This is a genomic window from Pseudomonas sp. EL_65y_Pfl2_R96 (assembly GCF_963970905.1).
Lineage (GTDB): Bacteria > Pseudomonadota > Gammaproteobacteria > Pseudomonadales > Pseudomonadaceae > Aquipseudomonas.
The window spans coordinates 144,549-161,909 of record NZ_CAXAQH010000011.1; the positions used below are offsets into that span (position 1 = coordinate 144,549).

At 59.5% G+C, this 17,361-nt stretch carries 17 protein-coding genes and 1 pseudogene; 8 read left to right on the top strand and 10 right to left on the bottom strand.

The window, feature by feature from the left end; translation table 11 throughout:
- Nucleotides 1-84 precede the first annotated feature (84 nt).
- The 4 genes from AACY49_RS14160 to AACY49_RS14175 are packed head-to-tail and all read right to left on the bottom strand — an operon-like array spanning nt 85 to nt 2,695.
- Nucleotides 85-1,398: a sensor histidine kinase gene (locus AACY49_RS14160; RefSeq protein WP_339524519.1), complete on the bottom strand. Its 1,314-nt coding sequence runs from the start codon at nt 1,396-1,398 to the stop codon at nt 85-87.
- Nucleotides 1,395-2,063: a response regulator transcription factor gene (locus tag AACY49_RS14165; RefSeq protein ID WP_258699924.1), complete on the bottom strand. Its 669-nt coding sequence runs from the start codon at nt 2,061-2,063 to the stop codon at nt 1,395-1,397. The genes AACY49_RS14160 and AACY49_RS14165 overlap by 4 nt, the downstream gene beginning before the upstream one ends.
- Nucleotides 2,064-2,066: 3 nt before the next feature.
- Complete coding sequence (locus tag AACY49_RS14170) at nt 2,067-2,387, bottom strand: PepSY domain-containing protein (protein ID WP_339524521.1); 321 nt, start codon at nt 2,385-2,387, stop codon at nt 2,067-2,069.
- The gene (locus tag AACY49_RS14175; RefSeq protein ID WP_258699922.1) at nt 2,387-2,695 is read right to left on the bottom strand and encodes a PepSY domain-containing protein; all 309 of its coding nucleotides are present in this window, start codon (nt 2,693-2,695) and stop codon (nt 2,387-2,389) included. The genes AACY49_RS14170 and AACY49_RS14175 overlap by 1 nt, the downstream gene beginning before the upstream one ends.
- Nucleotides 2,696-2,938: 243 nt before the next feature.
- Between AACY49_RS14175 and AACY49_RS14180 the strand changes: the two genes are divergently transcribed.
- The 5 genes and pseudogenes from AACY49_RS14180 to codA all read left to right on the top strand — a co-directional run bounded on the left by AACY49_RS14180 (nt 2,939) and on the right by codA (nt 7,858).
- The gene (locus tag AACY49_RS14180) at nt 2,939-4,018 is read left to right on the top strand and encodes a patatin-like phospholipase family protein (protein ID WP_258699921.1); all 1,080 of its coding nucleotides are present in this window, start codon (nt 2,939-2,941) and stop codon (nt 4,016-4,018) included.
- A gap of 85 nt (nt 4,019-4,103) precedes the next feature.
- Entirely contained in the window at nt 4,104-4,460 is a 357-nt protein-coding gene (gene queD, locus AACY49_RS14185; protein ID WP_258699920.1) for a 6-carboxytetrahydropterin synthase QueD, read from the top strand.
- A 312-nt stretch (nt 4,461-4,772) separates the two neighbouring features.
- Nucleotides 4,773-5,078 (top strand): annotated as a pseudogene (locus AACY49_RS14190) (alpha/beta fold hydrolase); the annotation flags it as partial.
- Between the two features lie 250 nt (nt 5,079-5,328).
- Entirely contained in the window at nt 5,329-6,600 is a 1,272-nt protein-coding gene (gene codB, locus AACY49_RS14195; protein ID WP_320393887.1) for a cytosine permease, read from the top strand.
- A 13-nt stretch (nt 6,601-6,613) separates the two neighbouring features.
- Nucleotides 6,614-7,858, top strand: coding sequence for a cytosine deaminase (gene codA / locus AACY49_RS14200; RefSeq protein ID WP_339524525.1), 1,245 nt, complete (start codon nt 6,614-6,616; stop codon nt 7,856-7,858).
- 101 nt (nt 7,859-7,959) lie between these two features.
- Here codA and AACY49_RS14205 read toward each other — a convergent pair whose 3' ends face one another.
- Nucleotides 7,960-8,952 (bottom strand): diaminopimelate epimerase, encoded by a 993-nt coding sequence (locus tag AACY49_RS14205; protein ID WP_339524527.1) that lies wholly within the window; start codon nt 8,950-8,952, stop codon nt 7,960-7,962.
- A gap of 168 nt (nt 8,953-9,120) precedes the next feature.
- Here AACY49_RS14205 and AACY49_RS14210 point away from each other — a divergent pair, with 168 nt between their 5' ends.
- From AACY49_RS14210 to AACY49_RS14220, 3 genes are all read left to right on the top strand, one after another.
- Complete coding sequence (locus tag AACY49_RS14210; protein WP_339524529.1) at nt 9,121-10,272, top strand: MFS transporter; 1,152 nt, start codon at nt 9,121-9,123, stop codon at nt 10,270-10,272.
- 164 nt (nt 10,273-10,436) lie between these two features.
- Nucleotides 10,437-11,558: an HlyD family secretion protein gene (locus AACY49_RS14215; protein ID WP_339524531.1), complete on the top strand. Its 1,122-nt coding sequence runs from the start codon at nt 10,437-10,439 to the stop codon at nt 11,556-11,558.
- Nucleotides 11,555-13,147: a DHA2 family efflux MFS transporter permease subunit gene (locus AACY49_RS14220; protein ID WP_339524533.1), complete on the top strand. Its 1,593-nt coding sequence runs from the start codon at nt 11,555-11,557 to the stop codon at nt 13,145-13,147. Before AACY49_RS14215 ends, AACY49_RS14220 begins: the two co-directional genes overlap by 4 nt.
- A 98-nt stretch (nt 13,148-13,245) precedes the next feature.
- Here AACY49_RS14220 and AACY49_RS14225 read toward each other — a convergent pair whose 3' ends face one another.
- From AACY49_RS14225 to AACY49_RS14245, 5 genes are all read right to left on the bottom strand, one after another.
- Nucleotides 13,246-13,569 carry a hypothetical protein gene (locus AACY49_RS14225; protein WP_339524535.1) on the bottom strand — a complete coding sequence of 108 codons (324 nt, stop codon included), beginning with the start codon at nt 13,567-13,569 and terminating at the stop codon, nt 13,246-13,248.
- Between the two features lie 350 nt (nt 13,570-13,919).
- Nucleotides 13,920-14,270: a hypothetical protein gene (locus AACY49_RS14230; RefSeq protein ID WP_339524537.1), complete on the bottom strand. Its 351-nt coding sequence runs from the start codon at nt 14,268-14,270 to the stop codon at nt 13,920-13,922.
- Nucleotides 14,271-14,626: 356 nt separating this feature from the next.
- Nucleotides 14,627-14,962, bottom strand: a complete 336-nt coding sequence (locus tag AACY49_RS14235; RefSeq protein ID WP_339524539.1) for a hypothetical protein — start codon at nt 14,960-14,962, stop codon at nt 14,627-14,629.
- A gap of 325 nt (nt 14,963-15,287) precedes the next feature.
- Complete coding sequence (locus AACY49_RS14240; RefSeq protein WP_339524541.1) at nt 15,288-15,707, bottom strand: DUF6896 domain-containing protein; 420 nt, start codon at nt 15,705-15,707, stop codon at nt 15,288-15,290.
- Nucleotides 15,704-17,361: RHS repeat-associated core domain-containing protein (locus AACY49_RS14245; RefSeq protein ID WP_339524543.1), on the bottom strand; the 1,658-nt coding region annotated here is incomplete at its 5' end. The genes AACY49_RS14240 and AACY49_RS14245, both read right to left, overlap by 4 nt.

The window sequence follows — 17,361 nt, forward strand, 5'->3', positions numbered from 1 at the left end:
CAACAGCGCTTGATGGATCAGTTTCGCGTGTGACGTAAATTCTGCGTCCACTGAAGACCCACTGTGGGGTCCTTCAGAGTGGTGTTAGCGCTTTGGCAATTCGATCGTCACCTTCAACCCGCCCCACTCGCTCTCCTGCAACTGCAACACCCCGCCCCAAGTGTCGACGATGTCGCGCACGATGCCCAACCCCAGTCCATGCCCATCGGTCTGTTCGTCGAGCCGGGTACCGCGACTGAACACCTGTTCGCGCTGGTCTTCGGGAATCCCCGGTCCATCGTCTTCCACGCTCAACTCAAACCTTTCTGCCGTTTCGACCACGCTCAAGCGCACATCGGCATCCGCCCATTTGCAGGCGTTGTCCAACAGGTTGCCCAGCAACTCCAGCAAATCTTCGCGATCCCACGGCAGTTGCAAACCGGCCGGCGCCCGGTAGCTCAGGTCGAGGTGTTCACCGTGAATCATGCTCAACGTGGCCAGCAGCCCCGGCAGTTCGGCGTCGCAATCGAACAATGCCCCCGGCAGCACATCACCGGACAAGCGGGCGCGGTTGAGTTCGCGATTGAGTCGCTGCCGGACCTGTTCCAGTTGCGTCTGAATGACTTTGCGCAGCTGCGGGTGCGCATCGAGCTGCTCGCTTGAAGCCAGGCTCAGCAGTACCGCCAACGGCGTTTTCAAGGCATGGCCGAGGTTGCCCAACGCATTGCGCGAACGTTTGAGGCTGTCTTCGGTGTGGGCCAGCAAATGGTTGATCTGCGCCACCAGCGGTTCCAGCTCCACCGGCACTGCTTCGTCGAGTTGCGAACGCTGACCCTGCTGCAACTGGGCTATTTGTTCGCGGGCCTTTTCCAGCGGGCGCAAGGCGCGGCGCACGGTGATCCGCTGCAACAGCAAAATCAGCAACAACCCCGCCAGCCCCAGCCCGAGGCCGACCTGTTGCATGCGCCGGAAACTCTCACGCACCGGGGTGTAATCCTGAGCGACGCTGATGGAGATCGCTTGGCCCAGCCGACGATAGTCCGAACGCAACACCAACAACTGCTGCCCTCCCGGCCCCAATTGCAAATTGCTGTGCAAGCCGGGATGGTCGAGCCGCGGCAGGTCCTGATCCCATGACGAGCGGGAACGCCATTGGCTGTCGGCAAAGTCGATGCGAAAGTAATGCCCGGAAAACGGTCGCTGATAGGCCGGCGCCAAATGCCGCTCATCCAGTTGCAACCCCTGCGGGCCACGCACCAGCGCCACCAGCAGGTTTTCGCTGTCGTTGCGCAACCCGGCTTCGAGGTAGCGCTGCAAACCCACTTCGAACAGCCACAGGCTGGTTTGCGCCAGCACCAGGCCGACGATCACCATTACGCTGATCAGGCCCAGGCTCAAACGGCGCTGGATCGACCTCACTGGGCTTGCCCGCCGAACAGATAACCCTGACCGCGCCGGGTTTCGATCACACTGCGGCCGAGCTTGCGCCGCAGGTGGTTGACGTGGACTTCCAGCACGTTGGAATCGCGCTCGGTTTCACCGTCGTAAAGGTGTTCGGCGAGGTGGTTTTTGGAAAGGATCTGTTCGGGGTGCAGCATGAAATAGCGCAGCAGGCGGAACTCGGCGGCGGTGAGCTGGATGTCGGCGCCGTCGCGGGTCACGCACTGGCGACCTTCGTCCAGGTGCAGCCCGGCGGCCTTGAGCGTCGGCTGATTGGCCTGGCCGTGGGAGCGGCGCAACAACGCCTGAATGCGCAGGTGCAGTTCTTCCGGATGGAAGGGTTTGCTCAGGTAATCGTCGGCGCCGGCCTTGAGGCCCTCGATCCGTTCGGCCCAGGAACCCCGCGCCGTGAGGATCAGCACTGGCGTGGCCAGGCCACCGGCCCGCCACTGCGCCAGCACCTCGAGCCCCGGCAAACCCGGCAGGCCGAGGTCGAGGATGATCAGATCATACGGTTCGCTGCTGCCCTGGTACACCGCGTCGCGGCCATCGGCCAGCCAGTCCACGGCGTAACCCTGCCGGTTGAGGCCGGCCATCAATTCGTCCGCCAGCGGCACGTGGTCTTCCACCAGGAGCAAACGCATCGGTCAATCTTCCTTGTCTTTCAATAAATGGCCGGTGATGGCGTCCAGGTCCAGTTCGCGCACCACGCCTTCAGTGGTCAGCAGCTCGACCTCATAAATATAAACGTCGTGTTTTTCTTCAAGCTCGGCTTCCAGCAGCTTGGCCCCGGGGTAACGGTCCAGCGCTTGCTGCAACAGCTGCTCCAGCGGCAGGATCACCCCTTGCTGGCGCAGGCGCAGGGCCTCGTCCTGATCCAGGTCGCGGGCCATGACCGTCGAGCAAAAAGCCAGAAGTACCAGCGCCATGCGACTGCTGGTACGTCGATTTAAAAAAAACACCTTCATTACGTGTCCTGATGATCCTTGAGAACCTGCCCGCTGACGGCATCCAATTCCAGGTCCCACTCAATGCCCTGGGCGTCGCGCAATTCCACTTGATAGATGTACTTGCCGTACGCTTCTCCGAGCTCGGCTTCGGTGACGGTCGAACCGGGATGTTTGGCCAATGCGGTAGCGTTGAGCTTCTCGAAAGACACAATGGTACCAGCGTCGCGCAGCCTCAGGGCTTCGTCGGGGCCCAGGTCACGCGCGTGGGCGATGCTGGCGGTCAGGCCAATGATGGAGGCGGTGAACAGGGCAGTCAGGATTTTCATGGGGTGGTTCCGTATTTTTTATGTGTTGCCTACGGGAGCTACCTTAGCGATTCGAACTTAATTGAAACTGAATTGCCATCATCAAAGATGGCAACACGACATCGCAGCCCGATACAAAACCTGTGGGAGCGGGCTTGCTCGCGAAGGCGGTTCAACATTCAACAAAAATGTCGACTGCTACAGCGCTTTCGCGAGCAAGCCCGCTCCCACATAATCCCCCGCTTGCCAGACATCGAGACCGGTATGACCGCGTTCCACATCAAGTTCCCGTCCCTGACCCTCAAGGCCGGCCCACGTGCCCTGGCGCGCATCCGTGCCAACGGTTTGAGCGCTGCCGATGTCGGTACGCTGCCAGGCGCCGCCGGTGGTCCGAAAGCGCTGGGGATTCAGGGTCTGGACCTGGCGCTGTTCGGCGAGTGGCTGCCGGCGGCGCCCCGGGAGCGCTCGCTGATCGGCGCGTCGGTGGGTGCCTGGCGGTTCGCCAGCGCCTGCCTGCCGGATGCCGCCGAAGGCCTGCGCCGCCTCGGTCATCTGTACACCGAACAGAACTTCGCCAAGGGTGTGACCATGGCGCAGATCAGCCAGAGTTCCCGGCGCATGCTCGATGACTTGCTCGACGGCCGCGATGCCTCGATTCTGGATAATACCCACTACCGACTGAACATCATGGTGGTCAAAAGCCACGGCCTGCTGGCCGACGATCATCGCGGCCGACTGGGGTTGGGCCTGTCGTCGGTGATCGCCGACAACCTGCGCGGTCGCGCACGGCTATCACGGCATTTCGAGCGGCTGATCATCCACGACCCTCGCCTGTCACCACCGGTTAACGCGCTGAATGACTTCCCGTCGCGCTTCATCTCGCTGGATGCCGGGAACCTGCGCCAGGCCTTGCTCGCCTCGGGCTCGATCCCGATGGTCATGCAAGGTGTGCGCGACCTGCCGGGCGCAGGCGCGGGGACGTTCCGCGATGGCGGTCTGCTGGACTATCACCTCGACCTGCCCTACAGCGGCAACGACATCGTGCTGTACCCGCACTTCACCGACCGGGTGATTCCCGGCTGGTTCGACAAGACGCTGCCGTGGCGCCGCGCCTGCCCGGCGCGCTTGCAGGATGTTCTGCTGCTGGCGCCTTCGAAGGAATACCTGTCGCGCCTGCCCTACGGCAAACTGCCGGACCGTAACGACTTCAAGCGTTTCATGGGCGATGCCCCGAGCCGGCAGAAGTACTGGCGCGCGACGATGGACGAAAGCCGTCGCCTGGGCGATGAGTTCCTTGAACTGGCCGCCAACGGTCGCCTCGGCGAGCGCTTGCTGACCCTTTAGTCAGTGTTTTGCCCAGAGCTCTGGTAAACTCGCCTCCTGCCTGCATCGCCGCGGCGATCGCCACCTGAAAGAGCTGAACATCACTGTGGAAATCTTCAAAGAATTTACCTTCGAGTCCGCCCACCGCCTGCCCCATGTGCCGGACGGCCACAAGTGCGGCCGCCTGCACGGTCACTCGTTCAAAGTGGCGATTCACCTGAGCGGCGACCTCGATCCACACACAGGCTGGATCCGCGACTTTTCGGAGATCAAAGAGATCTTCAAGCCGCTCTACGAGCGCCTGGACCACAATTACCTGAACGACATTCCCGGCCTGGAAAACCCGACCAGCGAAGTACTGGCCAAGTGGATCTGGAATGAGTTGAAGCCGTTGTTGCCGGAACTCAGCACGATCCGGATTCATGAGACCTGCACCAGCGGCTGCATCTATCGCGGTGAGTGAACCGAGCTAAAGACAACGAAAATCCCTTGTGTGATCGGCTTGTGTGGGAGTCGGGCTTGCCCCGGGCGGCGATCCGACGATGCAGACGGCTCGGTTTAATGTCGAACCGGGTTGATGCCATCGCAGGCAAGCCAGCTCCCACAAAAGCCGATCACACAAGAACTGCGTTTCGTCAGTGAATAAAGAAACAGCCTTCAATGGCTGTTTTTTTATGCCTATGCTTTTGGGTTCGCACACGCCAAGAGGACGCCCCCATGACTGACTGGCCGCTGGCTCAAACCTATCGCTTCAACGGGCACTCCGTTCACTACGCCGTACGTGCGGCCTTGGCTGGGGGAGCCGGGGCAAGCGGCGTTCTATCGGCAGATCGCGCAGATGGATGAACGTTATACCCGCGAGGTTGAAGGCCTGTACCCGACGATTCGCTGCCCGGTGCAGATTCTTTGGGGGGAGGACGATCAGTGGATTCCCATCGAGCGCGGACGGGCGTTGCATCAGATGATTGCGGGATCGCAGTTTCATGCCATCCCCAATGCCGGGCATCTGGTTCAGGAGGATGCCCCAGAGGTGATTGTGGCGGCGCTGCTGCGGTTTTTGCCGCAACACACATCCCCCTGAAAAAACCGCATTGACTGTGGGAGCGAGCCTGCTCGCGATAGCAATGGCACATCCAGCATCAAGGGTGACTGGCGGACCGCTATCGCGAGCAGGCTCGCTCCCACATGAGTCCTGTGTTCCTTCAGGTGCACCGCTTTCGAGCCCTTCTGCGGCCAAATTCGCCTGCTCGGCTATAAGTAACAGCACCCTCGCGTCATTGGCACGAGCACTGCAACACCCCCCGCGTCCTCCATCCAGCAAGGAACGCCACATGACGCAGAACGATCCGGGCAACGATTACCCCTTAAGCGAAGTCCCGATGCATGCCCGCAAAGGGCTCGCCTCCACGGCCATGGTGCTGCTGGGTTTTACCTTCTTCACCGCAACCATGTTTGCCGGCGGCAAACTCGGTGTGGCATTCAGTTTCGGCGAGATGATGACAGTGATAATCCTCGGCAATCTGCTGCTGGGCATCTACGCTGCGGGCCTTGGCTACATCGCCTTCAAGAGCGGCCTCAACTCGGTGCTGATGGGACGTTTCTGCTTCGGTGAAGTGGGCAGCAAGCTCAGCGACCTGATCCTCGGCTTCACCCAGATTGGCTGGTACGCCTGGGGCACCGCGACCGCCGCCGTCGTACTCGGCAAATATTTCGAACTGAGCGAGGGCACCGTTCTGGGGCTGATGGCGCTGTTCGGCCTGGGTTTCTGCGCCACGGCGTACATCGGCTATCGCGGGCTGGAGATTCTGTCGTACATCGCCGTGCCGGCCATGATGTTGCTGCTGATGCTGTCGATGTGGGCCGCGACGGTGAAAGTCGGCGGCCTCGAGGGTTTGCTCGCGGTGGTTCCGACGGGAACCCTGGATTGGTCGACCGCCATTACCCTGGTGTTCGGCACGTTCGTCAGTGGCGCGACGCAGGCAACGAACTGGACGCGCTTCTCCCGTTCGGCGCGGGTGGCGGTGCTGGCGAGCCTGATCGGGTTTTTTGTCGGCAACGGTCTGATGGTGTTGATCGGTGCCTATGGGGCCATCGTTTATCAGCAACCAGACGTGGTCGAAGTGCTGCTGTTGCAAGGCTTCGCCATGGCCGCGATGGCGATGTTGCTGCTCAACATCTGGAGCACCCAGGACAACACCATCTATAACTTCGCCGTCGCCGGCTGCAACCTGCTGCGCACCAGCCGGCGCAAAACCGTGACCCTGGCCGGTGCGGTGATCGGCACGCTGCTGGCACTGCTGGGCATGTACGACATGCTGGTGCCTTACCTGATTCTGCTGGGCACGGTGATTCCGCCGATTGGCGGGGTGATCATGGCCGACTTTTTCTTTCGCTATCGAGGCCGCTACCCTCGTTTGGCCGACACACAGTTGCCCGCGTTCAACTGGCCGGGGCTGAGCGCTTACGCGGTCGGCACAGTGGCGGCATTCAGTTCGCCGTGGGTCGCGCCACTGGTAGGGATTGCCGCCGCCGCGCTAACGTATGTGCTATTGACCGGGGTACTGGGTGCCCGTACCGCCGACGCACCACTCCAAGATCTCTAAAAGGATTCGCCTGATGCACATCATCAACGCCCGCCTGCGCAACCAAGAAGGCCTGCATGAGTTGCACCTGGAAAACGGCCTGATTCACACCATCGCCCGGCAAACCGAAGCCCCGTCCCTGGGGCCTGATGATCTGGACGCTGGCGGCAATCTGGTGGTGCCGCCCTTCGTCGAGCCGCACATTCACCTCGATGCCACCCTGACCGCCGGTGAGCCGCGCTGGAACATGAGCGGCACGCTGTTCGAAGGCATCGAGTGCTGGGGCGAGCGCAAGGCAACGATCACCCAGGAAGACACCAAGACCCGCGCCAAGAAGACCATCCAGACCCTCGCCGCCCATGGCATCCAGCATGTGCGCACCCACGTCGACGTCACTGACCCGGAACTGACCGCGCTCAAGGCAATGCTCGAAGTCCGCGAGGAAAGCCGTCATCTGATCGACCTGCAAATCGTCGCGTTTCCTCAGGAAGGCATCGAGTCGTACCGCAACGGCCGGGAGCTGATGGAAGAAGCAATCCGCCTGGGCGCCGATGTAGTCGGGGGCATTCCGCATTTCGAATACACCCGGGATCAGGGCGTGAGTTCAGTGAAGTTCCTGATGGATCTGGCCGAGCGCACCGGTTGTCTGGTGGACGTGCATTGCGACGAAACCGACGACCCGCACTCACGCTTCCTTGAAGTGCTGGCCGAAGAGGCCCGCAGCCGCGACATGGGTTCGCGCGTCACCGCCAGCCACACCACGGCCATGGGCTCTTACGACAACGCCTACTGCGCCAAACTGTTTCGGCTGCTCGGGCATTCGGAGATCAGCTTTGTCTCCTGCCCCACCGAAAGCATTCACCTGCAAGGACGCTTCGACAGCTTCCCGAAACGCCGGGGCGTGACCCGGGTGAATGAGTTGCTCGAGGCGGGGATGAACGTGTGTTTCGGCCAGGATTCGATCGTCGATCCGTGGTATCCGCTGGGCAACGGCAACATCCTGCGGGTGCTGGAGGCTGGGTTGCACATCTGCCACATGCTCGGTTATCGCAATCTGCAAAGTGCGCTGGACCTGGTGACTGACAATAGCGCCAAGGCCATGAACCTGGGCGACCACTATGGGCTGGAACAAGGGCGACCGGCGAATCTGCTGATTCTGTCGGCGGACAGCGATTACGAGGTGATTCGCAGCCAGGGTCTGCCGCTGTATTCGATTCGTGGGGGCAAGGTGTTGATGAAGCGGCAGATGCCGGTGGTGGAATGGGCGGATCAGCTCTGAGTTTTCGCTGACTGTGCGGGCCTCTTCGCGGGCAAGCCCGCTCCCACAGGGGTCACGCTGAACCTGTGGGAGCGGGCTTGCCCGCGATGGCGATGTTGAATTCACCCCATCAACCGCGCCGTACCAAACAACCTCACCCGACTCAATTCACCACCCCGTTCTTCCAGCAAAATCGGCGCCGTGCCGCCAGGCATGACCACCTTCACTTCCCCGGCCGCCACCCACCCCACGCGCCATGCCGCGCACGCCACCGCACTGGCGCTGGTGCCTGAGGACGCGGTCGGCCCTTCGCCACGCTCGAACACCCGCGCAACGATTCGCCCCTCGGATTCAAGCATCGCCCATTGCAGGTTCACCCCTGCCACACACGGCTGCCCTGCCCCGGTCGGCATGGCATAGGCGATGCGGGTCAATCCTTCGGCCAATTCTGGCTCGCGCATCTGCGCGTTACTCGGCAACGCATCGGCGCCTGTTACCAATGTCACGCAATGCGAATTGCCGATGCGCACAAACTGGCTGTGATTCCAGGCAGGATCGAGCACCGACAACGGCCGTACATGACTGACTTCGCGCCCCATCAACGTCACGGGTTCAACCCCTTGCGCAGCCACCGCTTCAGGCCCGAACGACGGCTGTCCCAGGTCCAGCCAGAACCCTTGCACGCCATCGATTTCAGCGGGTTTCACTGAAGTCTCCACTGGCGAAACCGCATCGCTCTTGTCGTGATGAACCCGGAGCAGACAGGCCTCTTCCGTCGGCATCAGCCCTTGTTCGCTAAGGGTCTGGGAAAAAATCGTCAAGCCATTGCCACTGCGCTCGGCCAGAGTGCCGTCGGTGTTGAGGATCAGCAGGTCAAAGGGCGGCGACGATTGAAACGGCCCCACCAGCAGGCCATCGCAGCGATGCGCCTTGCTGCCGGGCGGTTGCGTACCGGGCGCCCAGGCGCAGAATGCCTCGATGGCCGGCAACGCCCAGGCCTCACGGGTTTGCGCGGCCTGGCTAGCCTGTTCAGGCAGCTTGATACCGCTACTGCGCAGGGCGTCAGGCGCCACCACCGCGTAGATATTGCCCCGAGCATCGTACATCCGCGTCATGGCGCCCCCCTGCATGAACAATTGATCCGTCGACAATATCGCGAAACAACGGCTGGCTGTGCAAGGATGTCACCCTGCCTGACTGCGACCCACCCGGACGTGACGATCGAACCCTATGCGGTTGCTCACTGTCCTTTGGGGACGCGACGTTTTTTGCCAAGGATCGATATGACCAACCTCAACACCCAAGCCACCTTCGTTCCCGGACGTCTGGAGCAGATGTCCACGCGCATCGCCTTCTTCATCGCCGGGTTCGGCATCGCGGCCTGGGCTCCGCTGGTGCCTTACGCCAAGGCGCGGGTGGGGCTGGATGAAGGCACCCTCGGGCTGTTGCTGTTGTGTCTGGGGGTGGGCTCGATTCTGGCGATGCCGATGGCCGGGATTTTGTCTTCGCGTTTTGGCTGCCGTCGGGTGTTGAGCGGCGGGACCTTGTTGATCTGCGCGGCACTGCCACTGTTGGCTACGGTGTCTACGATTCCGGCGTTGATCGCCGCGCTCTTCATGTTTGGCGCCGGGCTGGGCACGGTGGATTCGACGGTGAACCTGCAGGCGGTGATCGTCGAGCGAGCCAGCGGCAAGACCATGATGTCGGGTTTTCATGGGCTGTTCAGCCTCGGCGGGATCGTCGGCGCGGCGGGTGTCAGCGCCCTGCTCGGTTTGGGTTTTTCGCCGCTGGGGGCGATGTTGGTGGTGATCGTGGTTCTAGTGCTGGCATTGCTTAAAGCCGCGCCGCACCTGTTGCCTTACGGCAGTGAAAGCTCCGGCCCGGCGTTTGCCGTGCCCCATGGCATCGTGCTGTTTATTGGCGGGATGTGCTTCATCGTGTTCCTGGCCGAAGGCGCGGCGCTCGACTGGAGCGCGGTGTTCCTGGCGCAGGAGCGTGGGATCGACACGGCGTATGCGGGGCTGGGTTATGCGGCGTTTGCGCTGACCATGACCGTCGGGCGCTTGACCGGCGATACCATTGTCCGGCGCCTCGGTGCCACACGAGTGATCGTGTTTGGTGGCCTGACGGCCGCGGCGGGCCTGACATTGGCGACACTTGCACCAAGCTGGGAAGCGGCGCTGGTGGGTTATGCGCTGCTGGGGGCTGGCTGTTCGAACATTGTGCCGGTGCTCTATACCGCCGTGGGCAAACAGACCGTCATGCCGGAAAGCATCGCCGTGCCGGCCATTACCACGTTGGGCTATGCAGGAATTCTCGCCGGGCCCGCAGTGATCGGCTTTATCGCCCATGGCAGCAGTTTGAGTTTTGCCTTTGGGTTGATGGCGGTATTGCTGGTGGCCGTGGCGATTGGCGGGAAGGTGTTGAAGGTTTGAGACGTCGCAAACTGATTCATGGCGTTCTTCAAGGACATGACCGGCATCCCCCCTGGCGCGTGGATTAAATAAACGACGACCGGCAGCAGATACCCATTGCCAGTAAATATTACCTGCGACATATTACGCTCGTAATAAAGAAGCGTTTCTCACAGGTAATCTCCATGACCAGCATGCCCAGCCTTGAACCCGACCTTGCTGTCCCGGTGAGCCCACCCAAGCCTCCCCTGCTCAAACGGCTGATCCTGCTAACGGCGGCCATCGCGACCCTGGTGTTCGCCGGGCTGTACGCAACTCACTGGTGGACCGCCGGCCGCTTCATCGAAGAAACCGACGACGCCTACATCGGCGGCGATGTGACGGTGATCGGGCCGAAGGTGGCGGGTTACATCGAAGAGGTGCTGGTCACCGACAACCAGAGGGTCAAGGCCGGCGATGTGCTGATTCGTCTCGACGCCCGCGATTACCGCGCCAACCTGGCCAAGGCCGAAGGTGCGGTGGCCGCCGAAGAAGCGCTGCTCGCCAACCTCGACGCCACCGAACAACTGCAACACGCGGTGATCGGCCAGGCCCGTGCCGGCATTGATGCCACAGGCGCTGAAACCGCCCGCTCGCGGGACGATGATGCTCGCTACAAAAAACTGGTTGGCAGCAACGCCGTCTCGGTGGAGAGCGCCCAACGAGCCAACGCCACCTTCAAGACTGCCCAGGCGCAGAGTGCCCGGGCCCAGGCCGAACTGCTGGCCGCGCAACGTCAGTTGAACGTGATCGATACCCAGAAACAGCAAGCCCGCGCGGCGTTGATACAAGCGCGGGCCGAGCGTGATCTGGCGCAGTTGAACGTCGGTTACACCGAGTTGAAAGCCCCCGTCGATGGCGTGATCGGCAATCGCCGGGCACGGGTTGGTGCTTACGCCCAGGCCGGTTCGCAACTGTTGTCGGTGGTACCGGCCAGCGGGCTGTGGGTCGATGCCAATTTCAAGGAAGATCAGCTGGCCCGAATGACGCCGGGCCAGCGTGTGATCGTTCATGCAGACGTGCTCAAAGGGCGTGAATTCCACGGTCATCTGGACAGCCTCGCGCCGGCCAGTGGTTCGCAGTTCAGCGTACTGCCACCGGAAAACGCCACGGGTAATTTCACCAAAATCGTCCAGCGAGTGCCAGTGCGGATCCTTCTCGACCCGGCCGATGGCGTGCTCGGTCATCTGCGTCCCGGTCTGTCGGTGACTGCCGAAGTGGACACCCGCGCCGAGCCTGAATCCCCAACCGTGGCCAGCGCGCCATGAGCCGCGCCCTCGCCGCCCCCGCGCAGCCGTTCAACGCCGCCAACATGGCGACGGCGACCAAGGTGTTCGCCTTCGCCACGATGTGCATCGGCATGTTCATTGCGCTGCTGGATATCCAGATCGTCTCGGCGTCGCTGCGTGACATCGGCGGCGGGCTCTCGGCCGGCACCGACGAAACCGCCTGGGTGCAGACCAGTTACCTGATCGCCGAAATCATCGTGATTCCGCTGTCGGGCTGGTTGTCCCGGGTGTTCTCGACCCGTTGGTTGTTTTGCGCTTCGGCGGTGGGCTTCACTTTAGCCAGCCTGCTCTGCGGCGCGGCCTGGAACATCCAGAGCATGATCGCCTTCCGCGCCCTGCAAGGGTTTCTCGGTGGTTCGATGATTCCGTTGGTGTTTACCACGGCGTTCTTTTTCTTCACCGGCAAACAACGGGTAATCGCCGCCGCGACCATTGGTGCCGTGGCCTCGCTGGCACCGACGCTGGGGCCGGTAATCGGTGGCTGGATCACGGACATTTCGCCCTGGCACTGGCTGTTCTACATCAACCTGGTGCCGGGGATTTTCGTTGCCGTGGCGGTGCCGATGCTGGTGAAAATCGACCAGCCGGAATTGTCGCTGCTCAAAGGTGCCGACTACCTGAGCATGCTGTTCCTGGCGGTGTTTCTCGGTTGCCTGGAATACACCCTCGAAGAAGGCCCACGCTGGAACTGGTTCAGCGACAGCACGATTCTGACCACCGCCTGGATCAGCGGCCTGGCTGGATTAGCCTTCATTGGTCGCACCCTACACGTGGCCAACCCGATCGTCGATTTGCGTGCCTTGAAGGACCGCAACTTCGCCCTCGGCTGTTTCTTTTCGTTCGTCACGGGGATCGGCCTGTTCGCGACGATTTACCTCACGCCATTGTTTCTCGGCCGCGTGCGCGGTTACAGCGCGCTGGACATTGGCCTGGCGGTTTTTTCCACCGGGGTGTTCCAGATTCTGGCGATTCCGCTGTACGCCTTTTTGGCCAACCGCGTCGACCTGCGCTGGATCATGATGACCGGCCTTGGGCTGTTCGCCCTGTCGATGTGGGATTTCAGCCCGATCACCCACGACTGGGGGGCCAAAGAATTGATGTTGCCGCAAGCCCTGCGCGGGATCGCGCAACAACTGGCAGTGCCACCCGCAGTGACCCTGACCCTCGGCGGGTTGGCACCGTCACGGCTCAAACATGCGTCGGGGTTGTTCAACCTGATGCGCAACCTCGGCGGCGCGATGGGTATCGCTGCGTGCGCCACGATCCTCAATGACCGCACCAACCTGCACTTCACCCGGTTGGCGGAGAACCTCAACAGCACCAACGAAGCACTCAATCAGTGGCTGTCCCAGGTCGGCCATAACTTTGCCGCCCTCGGCCAAAGCGGTGACATCGGCGTCACCGCCAGCCTGCATCAGCTGTGGCTGCTGACCTACCGCGAAGCGCAGACGCAAACCTACGGTGACGCGTTCCTGATGATCATGGTCTGTCTCATCCTCGCCACGGCGATGGTGCCCTTGATGCACAAGGTACAACCACCGGCCGCGCCGAGTGCAGATGCTCATTGAGGCTTGCCCCCGTTGGGTCGCGAAGCGGCCCCAAAACATCCCGGCCATTCAAAATCCTGTGGCGAGGGAGCTTGTCGGAACGCCGCACCGTCCCGCCGCTACTCCGAAGGCCGTGCCCTCAACCGTCGCCCTATCACATCCAGCACATCGCACCCGTCCCGTAACGGAATGGCGCAGAGCAAAGCGAAGTCGCTGAGGATGATCGAGTCGCACTCGACCGAGCCGCGCATGGACATGTTTTCGAGCACTTGGGTGACAGCACGAATTCGATAGCTGGCGGCGTCGGTCAGGATATCGAGCGGCGCGTGGGTATCAACGAACAGGGTGGGCATGTCGGTGCAGTTGCTGGTGAGCGCCATGAAGCGGCTTTTGGGGTGGGGAATTGGTTTTTCGTAGGGTGGATCGGGGTGAAGATTTTTCATTTGAGATGCTCCAAGGAAGAAATGGAGCTGCCTTAGGCCTTCCTACAGGCTAGGGTGGCAGCTATGCACGGGGTAGGAATATCGAGACCCTTAGAGCAAAACTCGACCACGCCGAAGCGTGCCCGCGCATAGCCGCCGCAACAGATATTACGGACGCACGTTAACGGCCGCAAACCAAGCATCGACGTCAATGTAGCTCTAACGGTATTGAAGGGTTCCTACACCCTGCCACTGAATCTTCAGTGACCACCAGAGACTATCGATGGAAAACATTTCACACCAGTTCATGGAAACCGCTACGAGTTGAAGGAAACTTCCGACGACGTCGCCCGGAAATTCCCCCGCATCCATCAGAAGGATACGTCAATTCGATCGACCGTGATTTTTACATACTGCTCATTGAGGTGAGGGTATTCGTAGTGGATCTCTTGATCCGCGAAGTCAACAAAAGATCGGAAAACACTTCCATCCAAATATCCATAAAGAGCGCATGAAAAACCGTCTCCAATCATCTCAACTAGCGTACTCGTTTCTTGTGCCACGACAACAAAATCACAATCAGGCAAGACCAGATCGAATTCCACTTCATATTGTTTCCCCAGCTCAATCTTAAAAGGACAGTAGCTCGAGAAGCATTTAATAATCACACCATTGACAAACAATACAACCGACTCCTCGATGACCTCGTCGATTTCGACCACTAGTGCCTCGTATTTTTTAGTCATTAGCAGGTCTCACAATTTTATCTCGCGCATCACCGCTTATTGCCCTCCAGAAGTCTTTTCCGCTTTTTGTATGCAACGTCGTAATCTCCTGGCTATTGTTCGTACCGACGAATGCAAATTTGGCTTCACCTCTTCGACTATTACCCATTAACTGCAAATACCCTGCCCGAATTTCACCCTTAGGACAGACCGAAATGGGACAGATTTATTTGGTACTCGGCATGCCGCCCCCTTTCACACCAAAGATTATTCAAAGAGGGGATGGATTTATTTGTAGCTTCTCACCCTCCCAACTATTTTTCGCGACAACAATTGAAAACTGCTGAATCTCTTCAGACACCTGTCGGAAAAACATTCACACTCTTAACCTTTAAATCCACGAACACCGAGTCAGCTTCCGCACATCCAATCAACTCAATAAATACTATTGACCCACCCACACCAACAACTGCGCCGCCCTCCATATCATTTGAGATTAAAGTCCCCGTCATAGTTACGACGCCATCCATCCCTCCAATAGAGTGAGCACTATTGAGCGAAGAACAAGCATTCTCCCCCCGAACAAACTCATCATCGACTTCTAATTCGACATCATACTGTTCACCAACTTTCGGTGGAGCAGCACGCCATACTGCGGTTGCGGACCCAACATTGGTTGAAATACCCAACTAGAACTTCTTTAGCAACGAGAGTCACGAGATCTATGGTTATTTTCATACTTATTTCTTCAGTAATGGGACGCGAACAACGGTATTTTCAACGTTCATAACATCCTCCTTTAACTGGAGTGTCCACTTCTCATCGTGGTAATGATGCTTACTCGGCTTGCCACCCATTTCATGTGCTCCGTATCGAATGCTTCTCTTACCGTCCGCTGAAACCAATCTGTCAGAATCCGGGAGATTCGTCCTTGGGTGATTGTTTGTATGGGCAAAGGGGGCAGATTTATTTGCCCTGCATACATTCCACCTAAATCCGCTCTTGAAAGCATTTTTACCATCGCATTTTATTTTTGAAATATAGACTCGACATAGAGCCAGAAACCCTCTCAACTTTACCAAGCTCTATATACTCTTTGAAGTCGCGCTCTAATACACTCTGATCTATATACTTCGGATGCAGGCTGGGAACCTCGCATGCATACACATAAAGTCTCCATGCATCAAACCCATCAACCCTTTCGTCGGGTCCATAATCGAAGTCGACGCACATATCCGGAAAACTCACCCTACAACCGACTCCATGCAACTCATAACCAATACTATCTGTAACCATACCTCGCTGTGAGATTTCATTTATCCGCCAAAGCCGAAGAATACATTTTCTACCAAATTTTTCCTCAAGCAAGTCGGTAGCTCTATCGACTTGAATCAAAAAATCGTCAATTAAACAGTCCAGATCCTTATTCTTCATCTTCTTGGCCTCATCAATCTGTCATGCCCCACGCTATCAGCGGACTCCATTACTTCATCCAAGGCATTAAAAGCACCGTGATGACCAGCGAGATCCTTTATCAACACGATGGTAACTTTTGTGTGAGTTCGTCTGGCCGCAGAAGCTCTATGATGCCCATCAACTATATAGTGACTTCCATTATGCTCCACAACATCAATCGGCCAATCATCGTCGTACCCATTTTTTTGCATTTTGCTGGCGATTGCTTCTACTTGTTTCGTCGAAGCTTTACCTTCTATCGCATGAGTCCTTTTTAGACTGTTTGGATCAACATCACGGATCACAGAAGGCAGACGAGGCTCACCTTCGTCAATTACCGCCTTGCCGGTCGGATCCTGCTCTCCAAACGATGGTTTCTCACATCCATCTCCCCCTGGGCAGGTACTCAACCCCAGCGGATCAACCCACCCCGTCGGATTCGGGGTGTACTGATACTGGTTCAGCCCACCCGCCAACTTGATTGGGTCCGGCGTCAAATACCGACCAACCTCCGGATCATAGTACCGATGCCGGTTGTAGTGCAGACCACTCTCGGCGTCGAAGTATTGACCTTGGAAACGCAATGGCTGGTCGAGCTGCTCGCCCCCGCCGAACGCCAGATGCGTGACCTTGCCGTAGGCGTTGTACTTCGCCGACCAAACAATCTCACCACCAAAATCGGTCAGTTCCTGCGGCGTACCGAGATGATCGAGTTGGTAGTAAAACGGGCAGGCCTTGCGCGGGCCTTTGCCATCGAGCATGGCGAGGGGGCGGAAGCTGCCGGGTTCGTAGACGTAGCTGCGGTAGTGTTCGCGGCTGCTTTCGGCGATGAGGTTGTCGCCTTGCCAGAAGAACTCGGTGGTTTTGCCGTCGACGGTTTTGGCGATGCGGCGGCCGAAGGCGTCGTAGCGGTAGCTGGAGCATCGGCCGTCCGGGGTGGTGACGCCGATAAGCCGGTGCTGGCAGTCGTAACGGTATTCGGTGACGAGTTTTTGCGCGGTGCCTCGGCGTTCGCGGATCAGGTTGCCGAAGGCGTCGTAGTCGTAGTGGCGGTCGCCCTGCATCAGCAGGCGGTTGCCTTTGATGGTGGTCGGGCCGGGGCGGTCCTGCATCAGCAGGTTGCCGACCGGGTCGTGGGCGAAGGTTTCCGGTGGGTCATCGCGGGTGTGGCGCACGCGGGTCAGGCGGTTGAGTGCGTCGTAGTAATAGCTGCGCTGGCCATGACGGCTGTCGGCGATGGTTGCCAGGTTGCCGTTGACTGCGTACCCGTAGTGACGCATGTACAGCGGACTGGATTGCTGGTTGATGGCGTGGGCTTGTAACCGGCCTTGTTCGTCGTAGTGGTATTGGCTGGTGAGCTGACCTTGTTGACGCTGCTGCTCGCGGCCGAAGGCGAATTGGTGGGTGGTGAGCCGCGCGCCGTTGAGGTCGATGGCCGTAAGTGCGCCACCCTTGGCGTGGTGGTAATCGAGTTTGCTGCCGTCCGGCAGACGCAGGCGGTTGAGCTGGCCGCAGGCGTCGTAGGCATAACGCAAGGTGCCCCAGCCCTGATGCTCGGTGATCAGGCGGTCCTGCTGGTCGTACTCGAATTCCAGCGGATGGTCGTGGCCGTCGTCGACACTGGTCAGTCGGC

Excerpts from the sequence above, each read along its gene's own strand:
- AACY49_RS14165 (WP_258699924.1), bottom strand. The coding sequence starts at position 2,063 with ATGCGTTTGCTCCTGGTGGAAGACCACGTGCCGCTGGCGGACGAATTG.
- AACY49_RS14170 (WP_339524521.1), bottom strand. The coding sequence starts at position 2,387 with ATGAAGGTGTTTTTTTTAAATCGACGTACCAGCAGTCGCATGGCGCTG.
- AACY49_RS14175 (WP_258699922.1), bottom strand. The coding sequence starts at position 2,695 with ATGAAAATCCTGACTGCCCTGTTCACCGCCTCCATCATTGGCCTGACC.
- AACY49_RS14180 (WP_258699921.1), top strand. The coding sequence starts at position 2,939 with ATGACCGCGTTCCACATCAAGTTCCCGTCCCTGACCCTCAAGGCCGGC.
- codB (WP_320393887.1), top strand. The coding sequence starts at position 5,329 with ATGACGCAGAACGATCCGGGCAACGATTACCCCTTAAGCGAAGTCCCG.
- codA (WP_339524525.1), top strand. The coding sequence starts at position 6,614 with ATGCACATCATCAACGCCCGCCTGCGCAACCAAGAAGGCCTGCATGAG.
- AACY49_RS14205 (WP_339524527.1), bottom strand. The coding sequence starts at position 8,952 with ATGACGCGGATGTACGATGCTCGGGGCAATATCTACGCGGTGGTGGCG.
- AACY49_RS14210 (WP_339524529.1), top strand. The coding sequence starts at position 9,121 with ATGACCAACCTCAACACCCAAGCCACCTTCGTTCCCGGACGTCTGGAG.
- AACY49_RS14215 (WP_339524531.1), top strand. The coding sequence starts at position 10,437 with ATGACCAGCATGCCCAGCCTTGAACCCGACCTTGCTGTCCCGGTGAGC.
- AACY49_RS14220 (WP_339524533.1), top strand. The coding sequence starts at position 11,555 with ATGAGCCGCGCCCTCGCCGCCCCCGCGCAGCCGTTCAACGCCGCCAAC.
- AACY49_RS14225 (WP_339524535.1), bottom strand. The coding sequence starts at position 13,569 with ATGAAAAATCTTCACCCCGATCCACCCTACGAAAAACCAATTCCCCAC.
- AACY49_RS14240 (WP_339524541.1), bottom strand. The coding sequence starts at position 15,707 with ATGAAGAATAAGGATCTGGACTGTTTAATTGACGATTTTTTGATTCAA.